Source organism: Shewanella sp. TB7-MNA-CIBAN-0143, from assembly GCF_040310065.1.
In the GTDB taxonomy this organism is placed as follows: domain Bacteria; phylum Pseudomonadota; class Gammaproteobacteria; order Enterobacterales; family Shewanellaceae; genus Shewanella.
The window spans coordinates 62,369-81,726 of record NZ_JBEOPL010000014.1 but is presented as its reverse complement, the minus strand read 5'-3'; the positions used below and the strand labels follow the sequence as shown (position 1 = coordinate 81,726).

19 protein-coding genes are annotated in these 19,358 nt (G+C 42.1%); 9 read left to right on the top strand and 10 right to left on the bottom strand.

Features of this window, described 5'->3' with window-relative positions:
* Positions 1-38 precede the first annotated feature (38 nt).
* From pheS to AAEY97_RS12800, 5 genes are all read left to right on the top strand, one after another.
* Positions 39-1,022, top strand: coding sequence for a phenylalanine--tRNA ligase subunit alpha (gene pheS / locus AAEY97_RS12820; protein WP_059745381.1), 984 nt, complete (start codon positions 39-41; stop codon positions 1,020-1,022).
* 15 nt (positions 1,023-1,037) lie between these two features.
* Complete coding sequence (gene pheT, locus AAEY97_RS12815) at positions 1,038-3,425, top strand: phenylalanine--tRNA ligase subunit beta (RefSeq protein ID WP_350999201.1); 2,388 nt, start codon at positions 1,038-1,040, stop codon at positions 3,423-3,425.
* A gap of 3 nt (positions 3,426-3,428) precedes the next feature.
* Positions 3,429-3,728 carry an integration host factor subunit alpha gene (gene ihfA, locus AAEY97_RS12810; protein ID WP_011637176.1) on the top strand — a complete coding sequence of 100 codons (300 nt, stop codon included), beginning with the start codon at positions 3,429-3,431 and terminating at the stop codon, positions 3,726-3,728.
* Between the two features lie 315 nt (positions 3,729-4,043).
* Positions 4,044-4,979 (top strand): lauroyl-Kdo(2)-lipid IV(A) myristoyltransferase, encoded by a 936-nt coding sequence (lpxM, locus tag AAEY97_RS12805; protein ID WP_101087555.1) that lies wholly within the window; start codon positions 4,044-4,046, stop codon positions 4,977-4,979.
* 48 nt (positions 4,980-5,027) lie between these two features.
* The gene (locus tag AAEY97_RS12800; protein WP_192116097.1) at positions 5,028-5,897 is read left to right on the top strand and encodes a mechanosensitive ion channel family protein; all 870 of its coding nucleotides are present in this window, start codon (positions 5,028-5,030) and stop codon (positions 5,895-5,897) included.
* An 83-nt stretch (positions 5,898-5,980) separates the two neighbouring features.
* On the opposite strand, the gene hisIE is transcribed toward AAEY97_RS12800, so the two are convergent.
* From hisIE to hisG, 8 genes are all read right to left on the bottom strand, one after another.
* Entirely contained in the window at positions 5,981-6,601 is a 621-nt protein-coding gene (gene hisIE / locus AAEY97_RS12795) for a bifunctional phosphoribosyl-AMP cyclohydrolase/phosphoribosyl-ATP diphosphatase HisIE (RefSeq protein ID WP_101087557.1), read from the bottom strand.
* Positions 6,602-6,653: 52 nt separating this feature from the next.
* Complete coding sequence (gene hisF, locus AAEY97_RS12790; protein WP_101087558.1) at positions 6,654-7,427, bottom strand: imidazole glycerol phosphate synthase subunit HisF; 774 nt, start codon at positions 7,425-7,427, stop codon at positions 6,654-6,656.
* On the bottom strand, positions 7,409-8,146 hold the full coding sequence (gene hisA, locus AAEY97_RS12785) for a 1-(5-phosphoribosyl)-5-[(5-phosphoribosylamino)methylideneamino]imidazole-4-carboxamide isomerase (RefSeq protein WP_350978799.1): 738 nt from the start codon (positions 8,144-8,146) through the stop codon (positions 7,409-7,411). The genes hisF and hisA overlap by 19 nt, the downstream gene beginning before the upstream one ends.
* The gene (hisH, locus tag AAEY97_RS12780; protein ID WP_101087560.1) at positions 8,143-8,793 is read right to left on the bottom strand and encodes an imidazole glycerol phosphate synthase subunit HisH; all 651 of its coding nucleotides are present in this window, start codon (positions 8,791-8,793) and stop codon (positions 8,143-8,145) included. The genes hisA and hisH overlap by 4 nt, the downstream gene beginning before the upstream one ends.
* Before the next feature lie 9 nt (positions 8,794-8,802).
* On the bottom strand, positions 8,803-9,870 hold the full coding sequence (gene hisB / locus AAEY97_RS12775; protein ID WP_350999196.1) for a bifunctional histidinol-phosphatase/imidazoleglycerol-phosphate dehydratase HisB: 1,068 nt from the start codon (positions 9,868-9,870) through the stop codon (positions 8,803-8,805).
* Positions 9,871-9,974: 104 nt separating this feature from the next.
* On the bottom strand, positions 9,975-11,024 hold the full coding sequence (hisC, locus tag AAEY97_RS12770; protein ID WP_350999193.1) for a histidinol-phosphate transaminase: 1,050 nt from the start codon (positions 11,022-11,024) through the stop codon (positions 9,975-9,977).
* Between the two features lie 82 nt (positions 11,025-11,106).
* On the bottom strand, positions 11,107-12,393 hold the full coding sequence (hisD, locus tag AAEY97_RS12765) for a histidinol dehydrogenase (protein WP_335692498.1): 1,287 nt from the start codon (positions 12,391-12,393) through the stop codon (positions 11,107-11,109).
* A gap of 5 nt (positions 12,394-12,398) precedes the next feature.
* Positions 12,399-13,298, bottom strand: a complete 900-nt coding sequence (gene hisG / locus AAEY97_RS12760) for an ATP phosphoribosyltransferase (protein WP_101087564.1) — start codon at positions 13,296-13,298, stop codon at positions 12,399-12,401.
* Positions 13,299-14,107: 809 nt separating this feature from the next.
* Here hisG and AAEY97_RS12755 point away from each other — a divergent pair.
* Complete coding sequence (locus tag AAEY97_RS12755; RefSeq protein WP_350999189.1) at positions 14,108-14,992, top strand: diguanylate cyclase domain-containing protein; 885 nt, start codon at positions 14,108-14,110, stop codon at positions 14,990-14,992.
* Between the two features lie 233 nt (positions 14,993-15,225).
* Positions 15,226-15,609, top strand: coding sequence for a Fis family transcriptional regulator (locus tag AAEY97_RS12750; RefSeq protein ID WP_192116092.1), 384 nt, complete (start codon positions 15,226-15,228; stop codon positions 15,607-15,609).
* Between the two features lie 54 nt (positions 15,610-15,663).
* Here AAEY97_RS12750 and AAEY97_RS12745 read toward each other — a convergent pair whose 3' ends face one another.
* A complete protein-coding gene (locus AAEY97_RS12745; RefSeq protein WP_350999186.1) occupies positions 15,664-16,215 on the bottom strand; it encodes a DUF1569 domain-containing protein in 552 nt (183 codons plus the stop codon).
* A 163-nt stretch (positions 16,216-16,378) separates the two neighbouring features.
* Positions 16,379-17,722, bottom strand: a complete 1,344-nt coding sequence (locus AAEY97_RS12740; RefSeq protein ID WP_335692180.1) for a hypothetical protein — start codon at positions 17,720-17,722, stop codon at positions 16,379-16,381.
* Between the two features lie 349 nt (positions 17,723-18,071).
* Here AAEY97_RS12740 and AAEY97_RS12735 point away from each other — a divergent pair, with 349 nt between their 5' ends.
* Positions 18,072-19,085: a permease gene (locus tag AAEY97_RS12735; RefSeq protein WP_182743680.1), complete on the top strand. Its 1,014-nt coding sequence runs from the start codon at positions 18,072-18,074 to the stop codon at positions 19,083-19,085.
* Positions 19,086-19,101: 16 nt separating this feature from the next.
* Entirely contained in the window at positions 19,102-19,332 is a 231-nt protein-coding gene (locus tag AAEY97_RS12730; RefSeq protein ID WP_182743679.1) for a thioredoxin family protein, read from the top strand.
* The last annotated feature ends 26 nt before the right edge of the window (positions 19,333-19,358 follow it).

The following is a 19,358-nucleotide window of genomic DNA, read 5'->3' as shown; positions in this document are numbered from 1 at the left end:
CAATCGCATTTAAATGCAAAAATGCAGTGGATGATAACATGCAGCAGTTAACCGAGATCGTAGAACAAGCCTTAGAAGTCATTGATAAGGCCAGTGATCTAAAGACATTGGATGATATCCGTGTCGATTACCTTGGTAAAAAAGGTAAAATCACTGACATGATGAAAATGATGGGATCATTAAGTGCAGAAGAAAAACCTGCCTTTGGTGCCGCAGTCAATCAAGCTAAACAAGCCGTTCAACAGCAGTTGACTGAGCGTATTGACGGATTAAAAGCATCTGAGTTAGAAGCCAAATTAATTGCTGAAAATATTGATGTGACTTTACCTGGTCGTACCTTAGATATCGGTGGTTTACATCCGGTTACGCGTACTATCGAACGTATTGAAACCTTCTTTGGTGAGTTAGGCTTTGTTGTTAAGCAAGGTCCTGAAATCGAAGATGATTTCCATAATTTCGATGCGTTAAATATTTCTGAGCATCATCCTGCTCGTGCTGATCATGACACTTTTTACTTTAATCCTAAAGTGATGTTACGCACCCAAACATCGGGCGTACAAATTCGCACGATGGAACATGAAAAGCCGCCACTTAGGATCATTTCTCCAGGCCGTGTTTATCGTAATGATTACGACCAAACTCACACGCCAATGTTCCACCAAGTTGAAGGGTTAATGGTTGCTGAAAACGTTAACTTTGCCGAGCTTAAGGGCATTTTGCATGATTTTTTACGTAACTTCTTTGAAGAAGACTTAGAAGTACGTTTCCGCCCATCTTACTTTCCATTTACAGAACCTTCAGCCGAAGTAGACGTGATGGGAAAAAACGGTAAGTGGTTAGAAGTATTAGGCTGTGGCATGGTACATCCAAATGTATTGCGCAGTGTGGGTATTGACCCTGAAAAATACTCTGGTTTTGCTTTTGGTATGGGTGTTGAGCGTTTAACCATGTTGCGCTATGGCGTAAATGATTTACGTGCCTTCTTCGAAAACGATTTACGTTTTCTTAAGCAATTCAAATAACGGAGCAAAAAGTAGATGAAATTCAGTGAATCTTGGCTTCGTGAGTGGGTTAACCCATCAGTAAGTCGTGACGCATTATCACACCAAATCACCATGGCCGGTCTTGAAGTTGACGGTATTGATGCCGTAGCTGCCGATTTTAGCGGTGTTATTATTGGCGAAGTGGTTGAATGTGGCCAACACCCAGATGCAGACAAATTACGCGTCACCAAAATCAATGTTGGCGGCGATGAGCTTATTGACATTGTTTGTGGAGCACCAAACTGCCGTTTAGGCTTAAAAGTGGCTGTAGCAATGGTTGGCGCTGTGTTACCTGGCGATTTTAAAATTAAAAAAGCCAAGTTACGTGGACAACCGTCAATGGGCATGTTGTGCTCGTATGGCGAGTTAGGTATGGACATCGAAAGTGATGGCATTATCGAATTACCACAAGATGCGCCTTTAGGCGTCAATGTGCGTGAATACTTGCAATTAGATGACGCCATTATTGATGTTGATTTAACGGCTAACCGCGCTGATTGTTTAGGCATGGCAGGGCTTGCACGCGAAGTGGGTGTATTAAATCGCCAAGCAGTGACAGAGCCTTCCTGGGAAGCGGTAACGGCCACTATCGACGCGCCGTTTAGCATAAATGTTGTTGCACCAGATTTGTGCCCACGTTACTTAGGACGTGTGGTTAAAAACATCAATGTCAAGGCTGCTACGCCATTATGGATGCAAGAAAAATTGCGTCGTAGTGGTATTCGCTCAATTGATCCCATCGTTGATATCACCAACTATGTGTTGATCGAATTTGGTCAGCCAATGCATGCGTTTGATTTAAATGCCTTAAACGGCGGTATTACCGTGCGTTTAGCTGATGGTGTTGAAAAGCTAACCTTACTGGATAGCAACGAAATTACCGTTCCAAGCGATACCTTAGTGATTGCAGACGACAAACAAGCGGTTGCGCTTGCGGGTGTGTTTGGCGGCGAAAGTACCGGTGTGAATGAAAACACCCAAGACATTCTTTTAGAGTGCGCTTTCTTTGCACCATTAGCCATTATGGGTAAATCTCGTCGCTTAGGCTTACACACAGACGCGTCACACCGTTTTGAACGTGGTGTAGACCCTGAGTTGCAACATAAGGTTATGGACCGCGCTACACGCCTTGTATTAGATATTTGTGGTGGTGAAGCCGGGCAGGTGATTGAAGCCGTGTCTGCTGAGCATTTGCCCGCAGCCGCTAATATCACTTTGCGTCGTAGCAAGTTAGATAAAAGCTTAGGTCACTTTATTCCAGATTCTGACGTGGTTGAAATTCTAGAACGTTTAGGTTTTAGCGTGCAGACCAGCGGTGATGTATGGCATGTGACAACGGCTACCTATCGCTTTGATATGGCGATTGAAGAAGATTTAATCGAAGAAGTCGCCCGCATTTACGGCTACAACAACATTCCTAATATCGCCCCTCAAGCGGCGTTAAGCATGCCAGATCACAAAGAAGCGGATATTTCGTTAAAACGTGTGCGCAGTATATTTGTGGCTCGTGGTTTCCAAGAAGCGGTGACCTACAGCTTTGTCGACCCTAAGATGCAGAACATTGTTCATCCTGGCGAAGAAGCCATGGTATTGCCTAACCCGATTTCTGTCGAAATGTCAGCAATGCGCTTATCAATGTTTACTGGATTATTGACCGCAGTAGGCTATAACCAGAGCCGTCAGCAAAATAGAGTACGTTTATTTGAGACCGGTTTACGCTTTGTTCCTGATGCACAAGCAGATTCTGGAGTTCGTCAACAAGCTATGCTGGGCGCGGTTATTTCCGGTGTTCAAAACGAAGAACATTGGTCAATGGAATCGAAAACTGTCGACTTCTTTGATTTAAAAGGTGATTTAGAAGCAATAATCGGCTTGACAGTTGCCGCTACAGAATTTAGCTTTAGAGGGGCAACACATCCTGCGCTGCATCCAGGTCAATGTGCTGAAATATTACGAAATAATCGAGTCATTGGTTACATCGGTGCTATCCATCCTAGTTTGGAAAAGCCGTTTGGACTCAATGGAAAAACAATTGTTTTTGAGTTAGAACTGGATGCATTATTGCACGCCCGTTTGCCGCTAGCCCAAGCTGTATCTAAGTTTCCTGCCAATCGTCGCGACATCGCGGTAGTAGTAGATGAAACAGTTTCTGCAACTGATGTTATGAATTTGATAAGAAAAGTTGGCGAAAATCAGTTGGTTGGCTTAAACTTGTTCGATGTATACCAAGGTAAAGGTGTTGAGCCAGGCAAAAAGAGCCTAGCCATCGCACTTACGTTACAAGACACTACTCGTACACTTGAAGATAAAGATATTACTGAGACTATGGAATCAGTGGTATCGGCTCTAAAGACCGAGTTCAACGCATCGTTGAGGGATTAAAGTATGGCACTTACCAAAGCCGAAATGGCAGAACATCTTTTTGAAACATTGGGCATTAACAAACGTGTGGCTAAAGAGATGGTTGAGTCTTTTTTTGAAGAAATTCGTGAAGCACTCGAAAGTGGTGAGCAGGTCAAGTTATCTGGCTTTGGCAACTTTGACCTTAGGGACAAGAATCAAAGACCGGGAAGGAACCCGAAAACTGGTGAAGATATTCCGATTTCTGCACGCCGTGTTGTTACCTTCCGTCCTGGACAGAAGTTAAAATCACGTGTCGAAGCGGCAAACTCGGGTAAAAAATAGTTCACTAGTTAATACGCCAATCCGAACGGATCTGTATTACGAAGAGCCACTCTTAATTGAGTGGCTCTTTTGTTTTTGAATTTGGTGAATGTAACCCACCGTTTGCTGCATCAGCTTGATATTGGCATGGTAACCAGTGTATTCGATAAATCTTGCCCAGGCTGTTCTAAAATAGGTGTGAGTAAGCTGTGCAACAAAGACGTTTGCTATTGTCTGGTATAATTTCTGTTTCACACTCATTAATCACTAGTATAATGCCTTCGTTATAATATGATTTTTTACCGTGGGTCACGGTCAGTTTATTTGGAGTTTCTTTTGGCACGACAAGCAAAATATTTTGATACTCGCTTTAATAAATCACTATTGCATCCTCGTTACTGGGGAACATGGCTAGCTATCGCTGTGTTGTTTCTATTTGGCGTACTTCCCGCAAGCGTAAGAGATCCCATTGCGAGACTATTGGCTCGAGTCGTGATGAAAGTGGCCAAAAAACCATTGCGAATAGCAAAGGTGAACATTACCCATTGTTTTCCAGAAAAATCAGCTGAACAAGTCGATGAATTAATCAAAAAAAATGTTGAGACATTTGTCATTACTTTATTATCGCAAGCAGAGCTGCTTATTCGTTCTACCGCGCACCTTAAACGACGTATTCAACTTAACGGTTTTGAGCATGTTAAAGCAGCTCGCGATGCTAAGCAGCCGATTATTTTCATCATGCCGCATGTATGGCCGATGGAGTACGCCGGTCTTCGTATTAACATGGAAATACCTTTAGTGACTATGGCTAAGGCTCATCGCAATGGGTTATTTAATTGGTTTAGTAACCGGATGCGCAGCAGTCAAAATGGTCGCGTGTATATGCGTGAAGCAGGCATCAGAGCATTGTTAGCAGAGTTAAAAAATGATAACAGTTTTTTCTATTTACCAGATGAAGACTTAGGCCCTGAACAGAGTGTGTTTGCACCTTTTATGGGTACTGTTAAAGCGACGTTACCCGTAGTAGGGCGCTTAGCTCAAGCCGGCAACGCACAAGTTATGCCTGTTAAAATAGGATACGATCAACAAGCTAAACAATTTATTATGACAGTGATGCCAGCGGTGAATCCTGATGAAATGATTGGCAAAGAAAACGAAGCTATCGCATTAAACAAAGTGGTTGAACAAGTCATTAATGCTTATCCAGAGCAATATATGTGGTTTTTGAAATTACTTAAAACTCGTCCTCCAGGCGAGCAAGAATTTTACTAAAATATAACGACTACCATGATATGAACACAATAATAATAAGAGGTTTATATGGATTTTAATGAGTTATTAGCGGCTTTATCGTTTGTGGTGTTCACTTATGATAATCATCACATCACCTTATTGCAGCTGTTGCAAGTGCCTCTCTACATATTTTTAGCGTGGTTTATTATCACTCGTGTTGGGCGATTGATTGTTAAAGCACTAAAACGTCGAAAAGTGGGCGCAGATGCCATTCACTTGTTCACTCGCATGTATTTTATTATCAGTATTGCGGTGCTGGTGTTTACCAGTATGGAAATTTTAAATATTCCATTAACGGCATTTGCGTTTGTGTCTGGTGCGATAGCCATTGGGGTCGGTTTTGGTGCACAAAACATTATCAATAACTTTATCAGTGGTTGGATTTTAATGTGGGAACGGCCAATCCGTATTGGTGACTTTTTAGAAGTCGGTGAAGCCCGTGGAGTAGTGGAATGTATTAATACTCGCTCAACCTTGATACGCCGAAATGACGGGGTGCACATGCTAGTGCCTAACAGTCAGTTACTGGAAAATACCGTAACTAATTGGACCTTGATCGATAAAAATGCACGTACATTTGTTCGTGTAGGTGTGGCTTACGGTTCGGATGTGATTAAAGTGCGTGAGCTGATTTATCAAGTTATTGCTGAACGGGATGATATTCTGCCGCAACCTAAACCTTCAGTCTTATTTGAGGACTTTGGCGACAACGCATTGATTTTTGACTTAATATTCTGGGTTAGTGCAGTGTCAGAAACGGATATCCGCCGCCGTCGTAGCGAAATTCGTTTTAGAATGTATGAACTATTTAACGAGAATAATGTGGTGATAGCATACCCACAACGTGATTTGCATGTTAATGGTAATTTGACGGTAACTCAAAGTCATAAAATGTAAATAAAACCATTTTTATATCAATGTATATCAACAAAAAAGACGCCGTAGCGTCTTTTTCTATTTAATGCAGAAGGACTCTAAAACTACTTGGCTTTATTGTGGCGATCTAATAGGTTTTTATTAATATCAGCCATTGATAAGCCTTGGTCTTCAAGTAACACGATTAAGTGATACATCAAATCAGAAGCTTCATTCACAAGCTCCTCTTTATCATGAGTCGCAGCAGCAAGTGCAGTTTCTAAACCTTCCTCACCGACTTTTTGGGCGATACGCTTAGTACCACGTTCAAATAGCGAGGCAGTATAGCTTGACTCAGCACTTTGGCCTTTACGTGAAATAATCAACTTGGTTAGATTATCGATAAAAGGATGCGCGTTACCATCTTTCCAGCAGCTTTCTGTCCCAGTGTGACACGTTGGGCCGTTAGGAATAACTTGAACTAGAAAACTGTCGTTGTCGCAATCTTTGTCGATAGCAATGAGATCAAGCGTGTTGCCTGAGGTTTCGCCTTTGGTCCATAAACGTTGTTTAGAACGACTAAAAAAAGTGACTTGTTTGGTGGCTAAGGTTTTCTCTAATGCAGCTTGGTCCATGTAACCTAGCATGAGGACTTTGCCCGTTAGGTGGTGCTGTACAACCGCTGGGATCAAGCCTTGTTGCTTGTCCCAATCTACGCCTGTGCTATCAAATTTGATGTCTGTCATCTGTAATCTCTTTTTGGGTAAGGCTATTTTCTAGTTTCGTAAAAGTCTAAGCCTATAAACGAATCGCGATGTTATTGGCGTGCAAGTATTGTTTTAACTCACCAATATCAATGATGCCTTTATGAAACACGCTTGCTGCTAATGCGGCATCAACCTTGGCAAGTTCAAACACTTCTTTAAAGTGCTCCATGGTGCCCGCACCGCCAGAAGCAATTAACGGTACATCGCAAATGGCGCGTACTATGCTGAGTTGTTTGATGTCATAACCACCGCGCACGCCGTCTTGGTTCATGACGTTCAATACAATCTCGCCACAACCGCGTTTTTGCACTTCTTCAACCCAATCCTGAGTATACCATTGAGTGTCTTTGGTAGCGGCTTCATCCCCGGTAAACTGTTTTACTTTGTAACTATCGCTGACAGCATCGTAAAATGAGTCAATGCCGATAACGATACACTGGCGGCCAAACTCATCTTGTAGGCGTGATATTAAACTCGGGTCGCTTAATGCAGGCGAGTTAATCGATATTTTATCAGCACCAAAGGCGAGTTTTTCGCGTGCTTGCTCGATGGTTTTAATGCCCCCGGCGACACAAAACGGAATATCAATTTGTTCAGCTACGCGGCTAACCCAAGATTTATCGATAACGCGGTCGTGCGCGCTGGCGGTAATGTCATAAAACACTAACTCATCAGCGCCTTCTTCTGCATAACGGGCGGCGAGGGGAACGATGTCTCCAACAATCTCGTGATTGCGAAACTGCACCCCTTTAACCACTTTACCTTCGCGTACATCAAGACACGGAACTATGCGTTTGGCCAGCATTGTATTGCCTCCTTCACGGTAAATTGGTTAATCAGTAAAGCTTTACCGATAATAATGCCCGATGCTTTGCTGTCGCGTACAGCGGCAACATTGTCAAGTGTTGCAATGCCACCAGAGGCTTGCCAAAGGATATGGGGATACGTTGCGGCAAGTTCTGTGTAGAGCTCGGTATTGGCGCCTGTTAAGGTGCCATCACGGCTGATATCAGTCACTAAAGCATGCTTAAGGCCGACGGTTTCAAATTCAGCCACTAACGACTCTAATGACTTACCGCCACCCGATTGCCAGCCCGATACCGCGACAATTTTGTCGCCGTTATCGTTAATATTGACATCAAGAGCTAAACAAATAGCATCGCTGCCGTATTTTACAAACCAACTTTTGACCAGTTCAGGCTCTTTGACTGCAAGAGAGCCTATCACCACACGTTTAACCCCAATGGCTAATAATTCCGCGACTTGCTCTTCGCTGCGAATACCGCCGCCGACTTGAATATCAACATCAAGTCCCGCAGCAAGTTCAGCAATTAATTGAGTTTGGCGTTTATTCGGATCTTTAGCACCCGTTAAGTCAACGATATGCAGCAATTTTGCCCCTTGGGCTTGATAAGACTGCAATTGTACCAGTGGACTTAAGTCAAAGGTGGTCTGTTTGTCATAGTCACCTTGGTACAAGCGCACCACTTGGCCGTCAATTAAATCAATGGCAGGAATAATCACTGTGGTGTCCCCATGTTTAAGAAGTTCTGTAAAATTTGTGCGCCTACTTTGGCACTTTTTTCTGGGTGGAATTGCACCCCAAAAAAGTTACCTTTACCAATGGCGGCACTGAATGACTCGCCATAAGTGCTGCTGGCTAGGGTGTACTCACTGATTGGCGCACGGTAGCTGTGAACAAAATACACGTAGCTGCCATTTTCAATGCCAACAAATAATGGGTGATCGCTCACCTCTATTTGATTCCAGCCCATGTGTGGCAGCGGTAAGCCTTTACTGTCTAGGTCGCCAATGTCTGTCGGCACTAATCCTAGACAGGTGATATTTTGCTCGCTGCGGCCGCCATGTTCATTAGACAATGATGCCAGCATTTGCATGCCTAAACACACGCCCATAACAGGTTGCGTTAAGCTTTTAATTAGCTCGATAAGGTTCTTTTGTTTTAGGGCATCCATGGCCGCACCAGCGGTGCCAACACCCGGTAGTACCACTCTTGCGGCGCTGCGGATGACATCAAAGTCAGCACTGACTAAGACATTGGCATTCAGGCGCTCAAAAGCAAACCGTACAGAGCTTAAATTGGCACAGCCGGTATCAATAATCACGGTAAGATCATTGCTAGCGTTTGAAGTATTCGATACTTGTGTCACATGAACTCCTTACAGCACACCTTTGCTTGATGGCAGTATGTCACCTTCGACTTTCACCGCTTGGCGAAGCGTACGGCCTAACACTTTAAACAGTGCTTCTACTTTGTGGTGATCGTTATCGCCTTTCGATCCAATGTGTAAAGTGCAACGTAGGCCATCAGCGAATGAGCGGAAGAAGTGAGGCACCATTTCGATAGCCATTTCACCGACCATTTCGCGATCAAAGTCAGCATTGAATTTTATGAATGGACGACCAGAAATGTCCATTAAACATTCGCCACTGGCTTCATCCATAGGTAAGCTAAAACCAAAACGAGCGATACCGCGCTTGTCGCCTAAGGCCTGGCGAATGGCATCGCCAATAGCGAGGGCCGTGTCTTCTACGCTGTGGTGGTCGTCAATTTCTAGGTCGCCGTCAACATGCACGTCCATTTTAAAATTACCGTGGGTTTGAATTTGATCCAGCATATGGTCAAAAAAGCCAATCCCGGTTTCAATCTTACCTTTGCTTTGGTTGTCTAAGTCGATGGTGACTTTGATGTCGGTTTCTTTGGTGGTACGCACTACCGTTGCCACGCGACCTTTACTTAATAAAGCGCTGGTTATAGCATCCCAGTCGAGTGTTTGACGATTATATTTAAAGCTTTTAATGCCCATGGCATTAGCGAGCTCAACGTCAGTTTCACGATCGCCAATTACCGCTGATTCAGTAAAATCTACTTTACCTTGGGTTAAGTAGTCTTTTACTAAACCAAGTTTAGGCTTACGACAGCTGCAGTTTTCATCATTAAAGTGTGGACAGATAACCACATCGTCAAAAACGACACCTTGGCTTGAAAAAATTTGCATCATCATGTCGTGCGGGGCATCAAAGTCTGCTTTTGGAAACGAAGGAGTGCCCAAACCGTCTTGATTGCTGACCATGACTAAACGGAAACCGGCTTTATGCAATTTAAGTAACGCTGGGATCACTTGTGGTTCAAACACTAATTTAGCTAAACTATCGAGTTGTTTATCGATGGCTGGCTCTTCAACTAATGTACCGTCGCGGTCGATAAAAAGGATTTTCTGTTTCATGCTAACTACCTTAATGGTGATATCTAATTCTTATTTATGATGTATAGGGTATTGACCGATATGCAACGTGCACTAACGCACTAACGCACTAACGCACTAACGCATTAACCAAATAACTGAATAATCACATCGGTTTGTTTGGCTGATGTAAAGCTAAAACGAATCGCATCAGCAAGGCGTGGGTCTTTGTATGCACGAGCAACCACGCCGGAATCGCTTAATCGTTTAGCGGCTGCTTGTACATCGTCAAATTGGGCTAAAACATAGTTACCGTTGGCAGGTAACACCTTAGCGCCATAGGCTGTTAATGCAACGCTTAAGCGTTTGCCTTGTTCAATTAAACTGGCGACTTGAGTTCGCATAGTGTCAATGCCAGCAGGACTTAACGCTTTTACCGCAAGGTCTGACACCGGTAATGGCACCGGGTAAGGGGCGATGACTCGCATGACTAAGTCAATAATGTCATCACTGGCGAGCATAAAGCCACAACGTGCACCTGCTAAAGCAAATGCTTTTGATAATGTGCGCAACACCACAAGGTTAGGGTAGGTGCCAAGTAAATCTGCCACGCTGTAGTCTGGGCAAAACTCAATGTAGGCTTCGTCTACCACCACAATAGCTTTAGGTGCTGCGTTAATAGCTTGTTCAATTTTGTCTTTTGCAATCACGGTGCCGGTTGGGTTATTTGGGTTACAAATAAATACAATTTTGGCATTGCCGATTTGTGTTGGCCACGCATCCGGTAACTGATATTCATCTGTTAAACTTAACGCTGTGACAGCTACATTAAAGGTTGCAGCACTAATTGAATACATCCCATAAGTTGGACCAAAACAAGCAATACTGTCGACAGCAGGGATACAAAATGTACGAATGAGTAATTCGATCGCTTCGTCGGCACCGCGACTGGCAATAATATTACTTGCCTTAACGCCTGAGTAACGGCTGTAAGCATTGATGAGTTCAGCAGGTTGGCATTCTGGGTAACGATTCACTTTATCAAGCGGGCTATTATTGAATGGCGATTCATTGGCGTTAATCCAAATATCACCGCGACCACCAATTCGTCTGGCACTTTGATAGGGCGTTAATGTAAGTAATTCGGGTCTAGCCAACTGCTTTGGATCAAAAGACGCTGCTACGGTCTGGCTCATGGCTGTGTTCTCTACTTTCTACTCTAATAGGGTGCTAACTAGCTCTTAGCTATAGCGCTGACATACTATTTACTGCTAACGACTAAAAACTGGCTAAACGAATGGCGATAGCATTTTTATGTGCATCTAATAATTCATTTTCTGCCAACACCATCACAGTGTTACCTAAAGTTTTAAGCCCTTGTTGGCTGAGCTCTTGCACTGTAAAACGTCGACTAAAATCGGCTAATGACAAACTTGAAACTGAACGGCTATAACCATAAGTCGGTAAAACATGGTTAGTACCACTAGCATAATCGCCCACAGACTCTGGGGTATAAGCGCCTAAAAAGACGGAGCCGGCACCGCGAACTTGCCTAAGCACGTCACGTGGGGCAGTAGTTTGAATAATTAAATGTTCTGGGCCATACAAATTAGACACTTTTGCAGCTTGCACCATATCGCTAACAATAATACTGCGGCTGCATTCTAGCGCTTGTGCGGCGATGTCTTTACGGCTCAACTGTGCTAATTGTTCAGTTAACGCTTGGTTGACTTGCTCTGCCAGTGTTAATGAGTCAGTCACTAACATTACTTGCGAGTCAACACCATGTTCTGCTTGGGATAATAAATCGGCCGCAACAAAACCAGGATTTGCATCTTTGTCGGCAATCACTAACACTTCAGACGGACCTGCAGGCATGTCTATTGACACACTAATACGGCTGTCTTGTGACACTAATCGTTTTGCTTCAGTCACATAACGATTACCCGGACCAAATATTTTATCTACGTTCGGCACCGACTCTGTCCCAAATGCTAATGCCGCAATGGCTTGGGCACCACCCACCTGGAAAATATCAGTAATACCACAGACATTGGCGGCATAAATAATCGCATCATTAATCGGCGGTGGACTGACTAACACACGCTTTTCGCAACCGGCAATTCTTGCTGGTAACGCCAACATCATTACTGTGGATATTAATGGAGCTGTACCACCGGGAATATATAAGCCGACTCGCTCGATGGGTTCACTGCGCAATTCACAACGAATTCCCGCTTGAGTTTCTATATCAACACCCTGAAACACCTGCGCCTTGTGAAAGGTTTCAATGTTGTTCACCGCTTGCGCAACAGCTTGTTTGACGTCGTCACCTACACGTGCACATGCTGCCGCAATGGCGTCAGTTGATAATGCGAGCTCAGTCAGTTCAACACCGTCAAATTGCTTGTTATAAGCCAGTAATGCGCTATCACCTTGAGCGTTGACTTGCTCAATAATGTCACGAACACGTTGCTCTACACTTGCATCACCAATTAATGGCGAACGCGCTAACGTTTGTCGTTGTTGTTCAGTAGATAAAGAAGCCCAATCGAGAATTTGCATTTGTGTTACCCCATCATTTTTTCAATAGGCATGACCAGAATTGAGCTTGCACCTAGTGCGGTTAATTCTTCCATAGTGTCCCAGAATAAATCTTCTGTGCTTACTACGTGAATAGCCACACGATTAGTGTCGTCATTAAGTGGTAATACGGTTGGGTTTTCAGCGCCTGGGAGTAGGGCAACGATTTGATCTAACGTTTCAATTGGAGCGTGCAATAAGATGTACTTACTTTCACGGGCACGGATAACGCCATTAATACGCGATAAGATTTTGTTGATTAGAGCTTGTTTTTCAGTAGATTGAGTTTTGTTTGATTGAATAATGCAAGCCATTGAGCGGTAAATGACTTCGGTTTCATACAAGCCGTTCGCTTCAAGGGTTGCACCGGTCGAGACTAAATCACAAATGCCATCTGACAATCCTGCCCGTGGCGCGACTTCAACAGAACCTTTAAGCATACAGTCGCTGTAGTTAATGCCTTTTTCTAGCATAAAACGGCGCAGTAAGTTCGGGTAAGATGTCGCGATGCGCAGACCTTCTAGTGAGTTGGCATCTTTATATTCAAACTCATTAGGTACCGCAAGTGATAAACGACATGAACCAAAATCTAATTCACGTAATTTAGTGCATTCAGCCGGTTTACCTGCTAGTTGGCGCTCTATTTGTTCTTCTTCTAGAACGTTTTCACCGATAATACCTAGGTCGACAACTCCATCCATTACTAGGCCTGGAATATCATCATCACGAACGCGTAATAAGTCGATTGGCATGTTGTCTGCGTGTGCAATCAAGCGTTGCTCATTAACGTTAAATTTAACGCCACAGCTTTTCAGCAATTGTTGAGATTCTTTAGATAAACGGCCTGATTTCTGGATGGCTATACGTAAACGCTTTGACTCACTCATGTGATAATTCCTTATGTATTAAATATAAAATGTGTAAATTTAACTGCTTAAATAAAAATAAAAATTTAGAAACAAAAAACCCCTGAAATTCCTTCCAGGGGTTTATGTGAATAATTGTTCACCACCAGAAGGATATCGTCCTTCGGCAGTTAGCATCCGAAGGCTACCGCATATGGTGATGATGGTGGATTGTAGTCACTTGGATGTTCATTTCAGTACTCTTTATTTGATATTAGTAAATCAGTTCAAATGAAGGATTATGCACTCATCTGATGTCGTGTATATCGACTTGCAGTTAACTTAACCGCATTTATGCTTGTTTGCAAGAGCGGATAAAGCATTAATGTTATTTAATTACCATATTTTTTGCATAAGATATGCTTTCTTGTCTGTTTGTGATCATTAGAGCCGATTAAGAAAGCGTTAACAACACAACTGCTTAATATTTTAGCTATCAATGCCCTTGGGGATTAACCTCTACTTGTTGTTTGTCGATAAATGACTTTGAGAACTCAATAAATACAAAGGGTAGACCGTTAGCGTAATGACGCCTCCCATTTGGCACTCTATATCACTTAGGTTAATGATACCGTTCAATTGCTTGATTCTTATGCAACAAGAGCCGTGTGCTAGTCGATTATTCAAGGGATAAATGATGTTTTAGTGTGATGAAACTTGTTCCTTTAGTCTTTATGAATCGCAATGTTTAAATCATATCGTTATAAGCCATTGAGTTTATTGGACGCTACTTATAAGCTGGCGTGTATTACGCTTTATTAATTTAGCTAACTTCTCGAGGTACGCACAGTATGAAGACCATTGATGTAGTGGCGCTTAGAGATGTTATGGACTTAATGCTCGATGCAGTTTGTGTGGTTGATAAAGCAGGAAATTTTGTGTTTGTTAGTGCTGCATTTGAAGATATTTTTGGATACTCTCCTGACGAAGTGATAGGCAAACCTATGCTTGACCATGTTTATCCTGAAGACGGTATAAAGACACTTAAAGTCGTTGAATCATTGCTGAGTGGCAAAAAACTACCTCGCTTTGAAAATCGTTGGGTTCGTAAAGATGGCAAAATAATTGATATTCTTTGGTCGGCACGATGGTCAGAAGATCACCAGTTTAGAATTGCAGTTGCTCACGATATTACTGAACGAAAATTAATGGAGCAGCAACTTCATTACATTGCAGGACATGATCCATTAACAGAATTACCTAATAGAGCATTGTTGTTTGGGCGTTTACAAACATCGCTTGGACTGGCGCGTCGCGAAGGCTCTCATCTTTCTTTGTTATTTATCGACATTGATGGGTTTAAACATGTTAATGACAGCTATGGGCATCTTGTTGGTGACAAGCTACTTAAGAATATCGCTCAGCGTTTGCGTGATTGCGTTCGTAAATCAGATACGGTTGGACGTTTTGGTGGCGATGAATTTGTCGTTGTACTAAACGGTATTGATTCAGTTGATAGTGTGTTGTTTATTGCAGAGAATATTCGAGTTGAACTGGAGAAAACTTATCAATTTGATAGCCTTAATTTGCAACTTTCACCGAGTATTGGTGTCGCTCGTTATCCCGATAATGGTGCTGATGAGCAGCAATTAATTCAATATGCAGATCAAGCTATGTATAGAGCAAAAAATGCTGGAGGGAACCGGATCGATAATGGTGTAGACCATCTTAAGTAGGGTTACGGTTTAGGGCCTGTTGATCTTTCAAGGCTGTTTTTGCAAAGATAAACAGGCCCTCGTCATTAGCTCAAACTTTAACAAGAGTTATGTAACGAAATAGCCGTTCATCATTAATGGTCACCAGAACTATGGTTAACGATATGTCTGCGCATAAAAACATAATGTACTCGATAGCTTTTAATATGATGATGTATTCATCTAGTTGTACAGATTAGGAAGAACATTTTAGTATGCGAAAAACCGATAAAAAAATCGATAATAAATTAAGAGAGGGGTTAACCGTCGTATGCGAACATGCACTGGATAGCTATCCTGGTTTTGCATGGATTACGCACGTCGTTGATTACACGACATTCCCCAAGAGCTTACGAATTATTTGTATATTTGATACTGAAACACAACTAACGCAATTTAATCAAAGTGGTCATAAAGCGCTACTGTTAACGCTAATTCAACGCACCCTTGCTCAATACCAGATTGATCTCAAAGATATTAATCAACATGTTAGCTTTGATACTGAAACTGCTTGTGATCAGCAACATCATGGTAATTGGGCGTTGCGATTACATAATGCCAGTAGTATCGATAAAAACGGGCTATCTAAGCTGCATTAACGTTGCATTGGGGTTTTGTTTAAACACTTGATATTTAATGTTAATTTTTAACCGTTAACTCATTAGATTAAAGTTCTGTTGGTGATTATAAAAATGCAGTACATGGGCAAGCTCGTAATCTGCTTTGTTTAATTCACCATAAGCAAAATGTGGTGCCAAATCAGTTTGATATTGTTGAAAATCTTTTAAAGATTGTATCAGCCTAGCGAGTGCTTGATTAACATCAACACTGCGGTCTAACTCTGGCGCAGCAGGGATTGGTTCGGCTAAGTTATGAGACATTGCGCCTTTAGTGGCAAATACGGTGAATGCCAGCGCCCCGACAGTTTGTTTAAAGAGTGCTGATTTATGCTCTGGAAACCCGCTCATTGAAAATTCAACACTTTGCGCGCAATGTGTAAACACTTCAGCACTGTTCCACTTGCCAGTGCTTAAACCTGCAAGTTGTTCGGTTGATAACATCGTTAACTTATTCAACTTGGCTAATAGTGCAGCAATGTTCAGTTGTGTTGGATCATTGCCTTGGCTTAACCATAATGCACTGGCACCAGTTAATCCTACCGCAGCGCCTAACATTCCCACTTTTAAAAACAGTCTGCGTTGCATTATGTGGCCTTTTTGGTAGGCATTAACTTACTATTTAATGTCATCATCATAATCAACTTAACGACTGTGTGCATCTGTGTGGATTGCTTATTTCTATAACAAGATGTTAATTGCCGTGGCAATCAATAGAACAAGCTCGTTAGCCAAATAATCAAATGGCTACTCAAGGGTAAATAATATTCGATGATGTCAGCTGCAATTGTATTTGACTGCTTATTTCGGCTTTTTGACTGGCTGTTAAGAGGGTTGAGTTATCAATTGCTGTCATCGCTGCTCGTTTGTCAAACCCACTCCAGACATTGACGGTACTGGCAATAGATTCTAATCGAGTCGTGGTATCATTAATGCGTTCGGCTACATTAAACGCTTGTTGTGGATCTGTTTGGCTCAACTGGGCTGATCGTTGACGAAAAGCAATATCTTTGTTGTCATCGGACAGCGAGTTAATTACCTGCAAAAAATCGACTTCCGAATTTTCTGCGAGGGCGTAGCTAGCGTTAATGATAATATCCCGCTGAACATTCGCTTCATAATTGTCTATTCGCGCTAGCATCATATTGGGTTCCACACTGGCTATTTCAGCTAAGGCACTGTTGAAATAATCTTGATTTAAATCGTAAGCTTGTTTTTGATTGTTTAAAAATACTAAAGCAGCCTCAGGATCTGTTTCTGCCATTTTTCGAGAAACAATATATATCCCGCTGGCACGTTGCTCTACGGCAATAGTATCTAACCAATCGACAGCATCTTGAGTATTCTTTTCAACCAACTGATATACCATCGATGTAATAAGATAATTAGTCGACTCATTTAATGGCAGTGATGAAATGAGATTGGCGGCTTCGTTAGGTGACTGTTCAATGTAGTAATACATGGTATTTAAGTACATTTTTAACGTTGATTGAGTTTCTGTTTGCAATTTTAACCATTCAAATGCGGCTATTGCATCGGTGTTGGCCCATGAGTCGACAATCGACATGATGATCGACGACTTCATTGGTTCTACTGCTAATAACTCTACATCGCTTAATGCTTGTTGCGGATTTACAGACGCTAAACCACGTAAATAACCGTCGAGTAATGATTCATATTGTTCAGTCGACTTTTGCTGTTCTAGCCATGAAATGACATTTGAAAATTGCATTTTCCCCGCTATTTCTAAAATTAATCCATATAAGTCTTCATGTTGCGTTTCTTCGGCAACGAGTAATGCTTCTAGAGGGTCTTGTTCGGCCAGTTGCATGATGCGAAAAATCGACATGTAAGGCGTTTCATCATTGCCTAACGATGCCTTAAATGCTTCTCGGTCGTGAGTGTTCTGGGTTACATCATTTACCGAAGTAAGATTAGCTTGACCTGCAGAGACAAACTTTGAAGTGTTGCCTTGTGGTGTTTTGGACAATAAATCGGCATGTTCGGTAGTGTCTGGGGTGTCACTAGGCCATATCAGCGGATAACTGATAAACCCGATACACCAACTTATAACCACTACAATTAACCATTTCATTATTGCTTTTCCTTAAGCTTATTGACTGTGTTCAAAGATCTCTAGGGCTACGTTATTATGATGCCGTTAACATTGCAACGAATTATTCAGTAATAGATTTAATAAAAACGAGTTTAACTGACTAATTTTTATATTAATTTATCATCGACATTTAAATTTTGAGTTTGAATAAGTCATCATAGGTAAAACTGACAAAAACAAGACATTCCACTTAGACAAAAAATTAACCCGATATTATTTCGGATAATCTATGTTTATTTTTATCATCAACAAAATCGAGACCTGGATCTTATATTGCGACTAAAAATAAGGCTATCTTTACAGTAGTGTTTTTATAGAGCAATAACTTATGTTTCAGATTTTTTCTGATTTTGCATCTTGGCTTATATACAGTTTATTGGGGTTGTCGCCAGAGACCAAACTCGGAGATGCGCTGCATTTTTTTGTTGAAGACGTCACTAAAATTTTTGCTTTACTGCTGGTGATGATTTATTTCATTGCCCTCATCCGGGCTTCGTTAAATGTTGAGCGTGTCAGAGATTATTTAGCAGGTAAACACCGAGGATTAGGTTATTTAATGGGATCAGGTTTTGGTGTCATAACGCCATTCTGTTCTTGTTCGAGCATTCCTGTTTTTTTAGGTTTTACCTCTGCCGGGATCCCATTAGGGATCACCATGAGCTTTTTGATTACCTCGCCTTTAATCAACGAAGTCGCAATATTACTGCTTATGAGCTTATTGGGGCTCAAATTTACCTTATTGTATATTGCCGTTGGAATGAGTGTGGGAATGTTAGGCGGCCTGTTTCTTGACAGTATTAAGGCTGAACGTTGGCTACAGTCGTTTGCGGCCGAAGCCTTAAAACGTGGTCAGCAGAAGGGGGTTGGCAATACTGCTGATGATAGTGGCAAAGTGCAAACTATGTCATTGCCACAAAGGCATCAATTTGCCAAAACTGAGATGCTAGATATATTCGGCCGAGTGTGGAAATGGGTCATCATTGGGGTGGGTTTGGGCGCGGCGCTGCATGGCTTTGTACCAGACGGTTGGATTGAAGCGCATTTGGGCGACGGACAATGGTGGTCTGTTCCTGCTGCGGTGTTGCTCGGCATTCCACTTTATTCCAATGCGACAGGTGTTATTCCGATTATGGAAAGCCTTATTATCAATGGTTTACCAATAGGTACCACATTAGCATTTTGTATGAGCACTGTAGCGGCCAGTTTTCCTGAATTTATTTTGTTAAAGCAAGTCATGCAATGGCGTTTACTGGCAATATTATTTAGCCTTCTATTAGTTTCATTCACTTTAGTGGGGTGGATATTTAATGCATTTGCTCCGTTGCTATCATCTACGAATTAGTCACAAGGAACAATAAATGAAAATCATTAAAGTATTAGGTTCAGGTTGTAAAAAGTGTCTTGAAACTGCTGAGCTTGCCCAAGCTGTTGCCGACGAAAAAGGTGTTGCTATAAAAATAGAAAAAGTAACCGATATGACGCAAATTATGGCTTATGACGTAATGAGTACGCCAGCGGTAGTGGTTGATGAAAAAGTGGTCCATAAAGGCAGTAAACCCACCAAAGAACAGATGGCAATGTGGATATAGAAGATATGTTTTACGGATGATTTTGT

Coding starts and splice junctions, on each gene's coding strand:
- AAEY97_RS12730 (WP_182743679.1), top strand. CDS start 19,102: ATGAAAATCATTAAAGTATTAGGTTCAGGTTGTAAAAAGTGTCTTGAA.
- hisIE (WP_101087557.1), bottom strand. CDS start 6,601: ATGACAGACATCAAATTTGATAGCACAGGCGTAGATTGGGACAAGCAA.
- AAEY97_RS12750 (WP_192116092.1), top strand. CDS start 15,226: ATGCGAAAAACCGATAAAAAAATCGATAATAAATTAAGAGAGGGGTTA.
- pheS (WP_059745381.1), top strand. CDS start 39: ATGCAGCAGTTAACCGAGATCGTAGAACAAGCCTTAGAAGTCATTGAT.
- ihfA (WP_011637176.1), top strand. CDS start 3,429: ATGGCACTTACCAAAGCCGAAATGGCAGAACATCTTTTTGAAACATTG.
- AAEY97_RS12735 (WP_182743680.1), top strand. CDS start 18,072: ATGTTTCAGATTTTTTCTGATTTTGCATCTTGGCTTATATACAGTTTA.
- hisB (WP_350999196.1), bottom strand. CDS start 9,870: ATGAAACAGAAAATCCTTTTTATCGACCGCGACGGTACATTAGTTGAA.
- AAEY97_RS12800 (WP_192116097.1), top strand. CDS start 5,028: ATGGATTTTAATGAGTTATTAGCGGCTTTATCGTTTGTGGTGTTCACT.
- AAEY97_RS12745 (WP_350999186.1), bottom strand. CDS start 16,215: ATGCAACGCAGACTGTTTTTAAAAGTGGGAATGTTAGGCGCTGCGGTA.
- pheT (WP_350999201.1), top strand. CDS start 1,038: ATGAAATTCAGTGAATCTTGGCTTCGTGAGTGGGTTAACCCATCAGTA.
- AAEY97_RS12740 (WP_335692180.1), bottom strand. CDS start 17,722: ATGAAATGGTTAATTGTAGTGGTTATAAGTTGGTGTATCGGGTTTATC.
- hisG (WP_101087564.1), bottom strand. CDS start 13,298: ATGAGTGAGTCAAAGCGTTTACGTATAGCCATCCAGAAATCAGGCCGT.
- hisD (WP_335692498.1), bottom strand. CDS start 12,393: ATGCAAATTCTCGATTGGGCTTCTTTATCTACTGAACAACAACGACAA.
- AAEY97_RS12755 (WP_350999189.1), top strand. CDS start 14,108: ATGAAGACCATTGATGTAGTGGCGCTTAGAGATGTTATGGACTTAATG.
- hisC (WP_350999193.1), bottom strand. CDS start 11,024: ATGAGCCAGACCGTAGCAGCGTCTTTTGATCCAAAGCAGTTGGCTAGA.
- hisF (WP_101087558.1), bottom strand. CDS start 7,427: ATGCTGGCCAAACGCATAGTTCCGTGTCTTGATGTACGCGAAGGTAAA.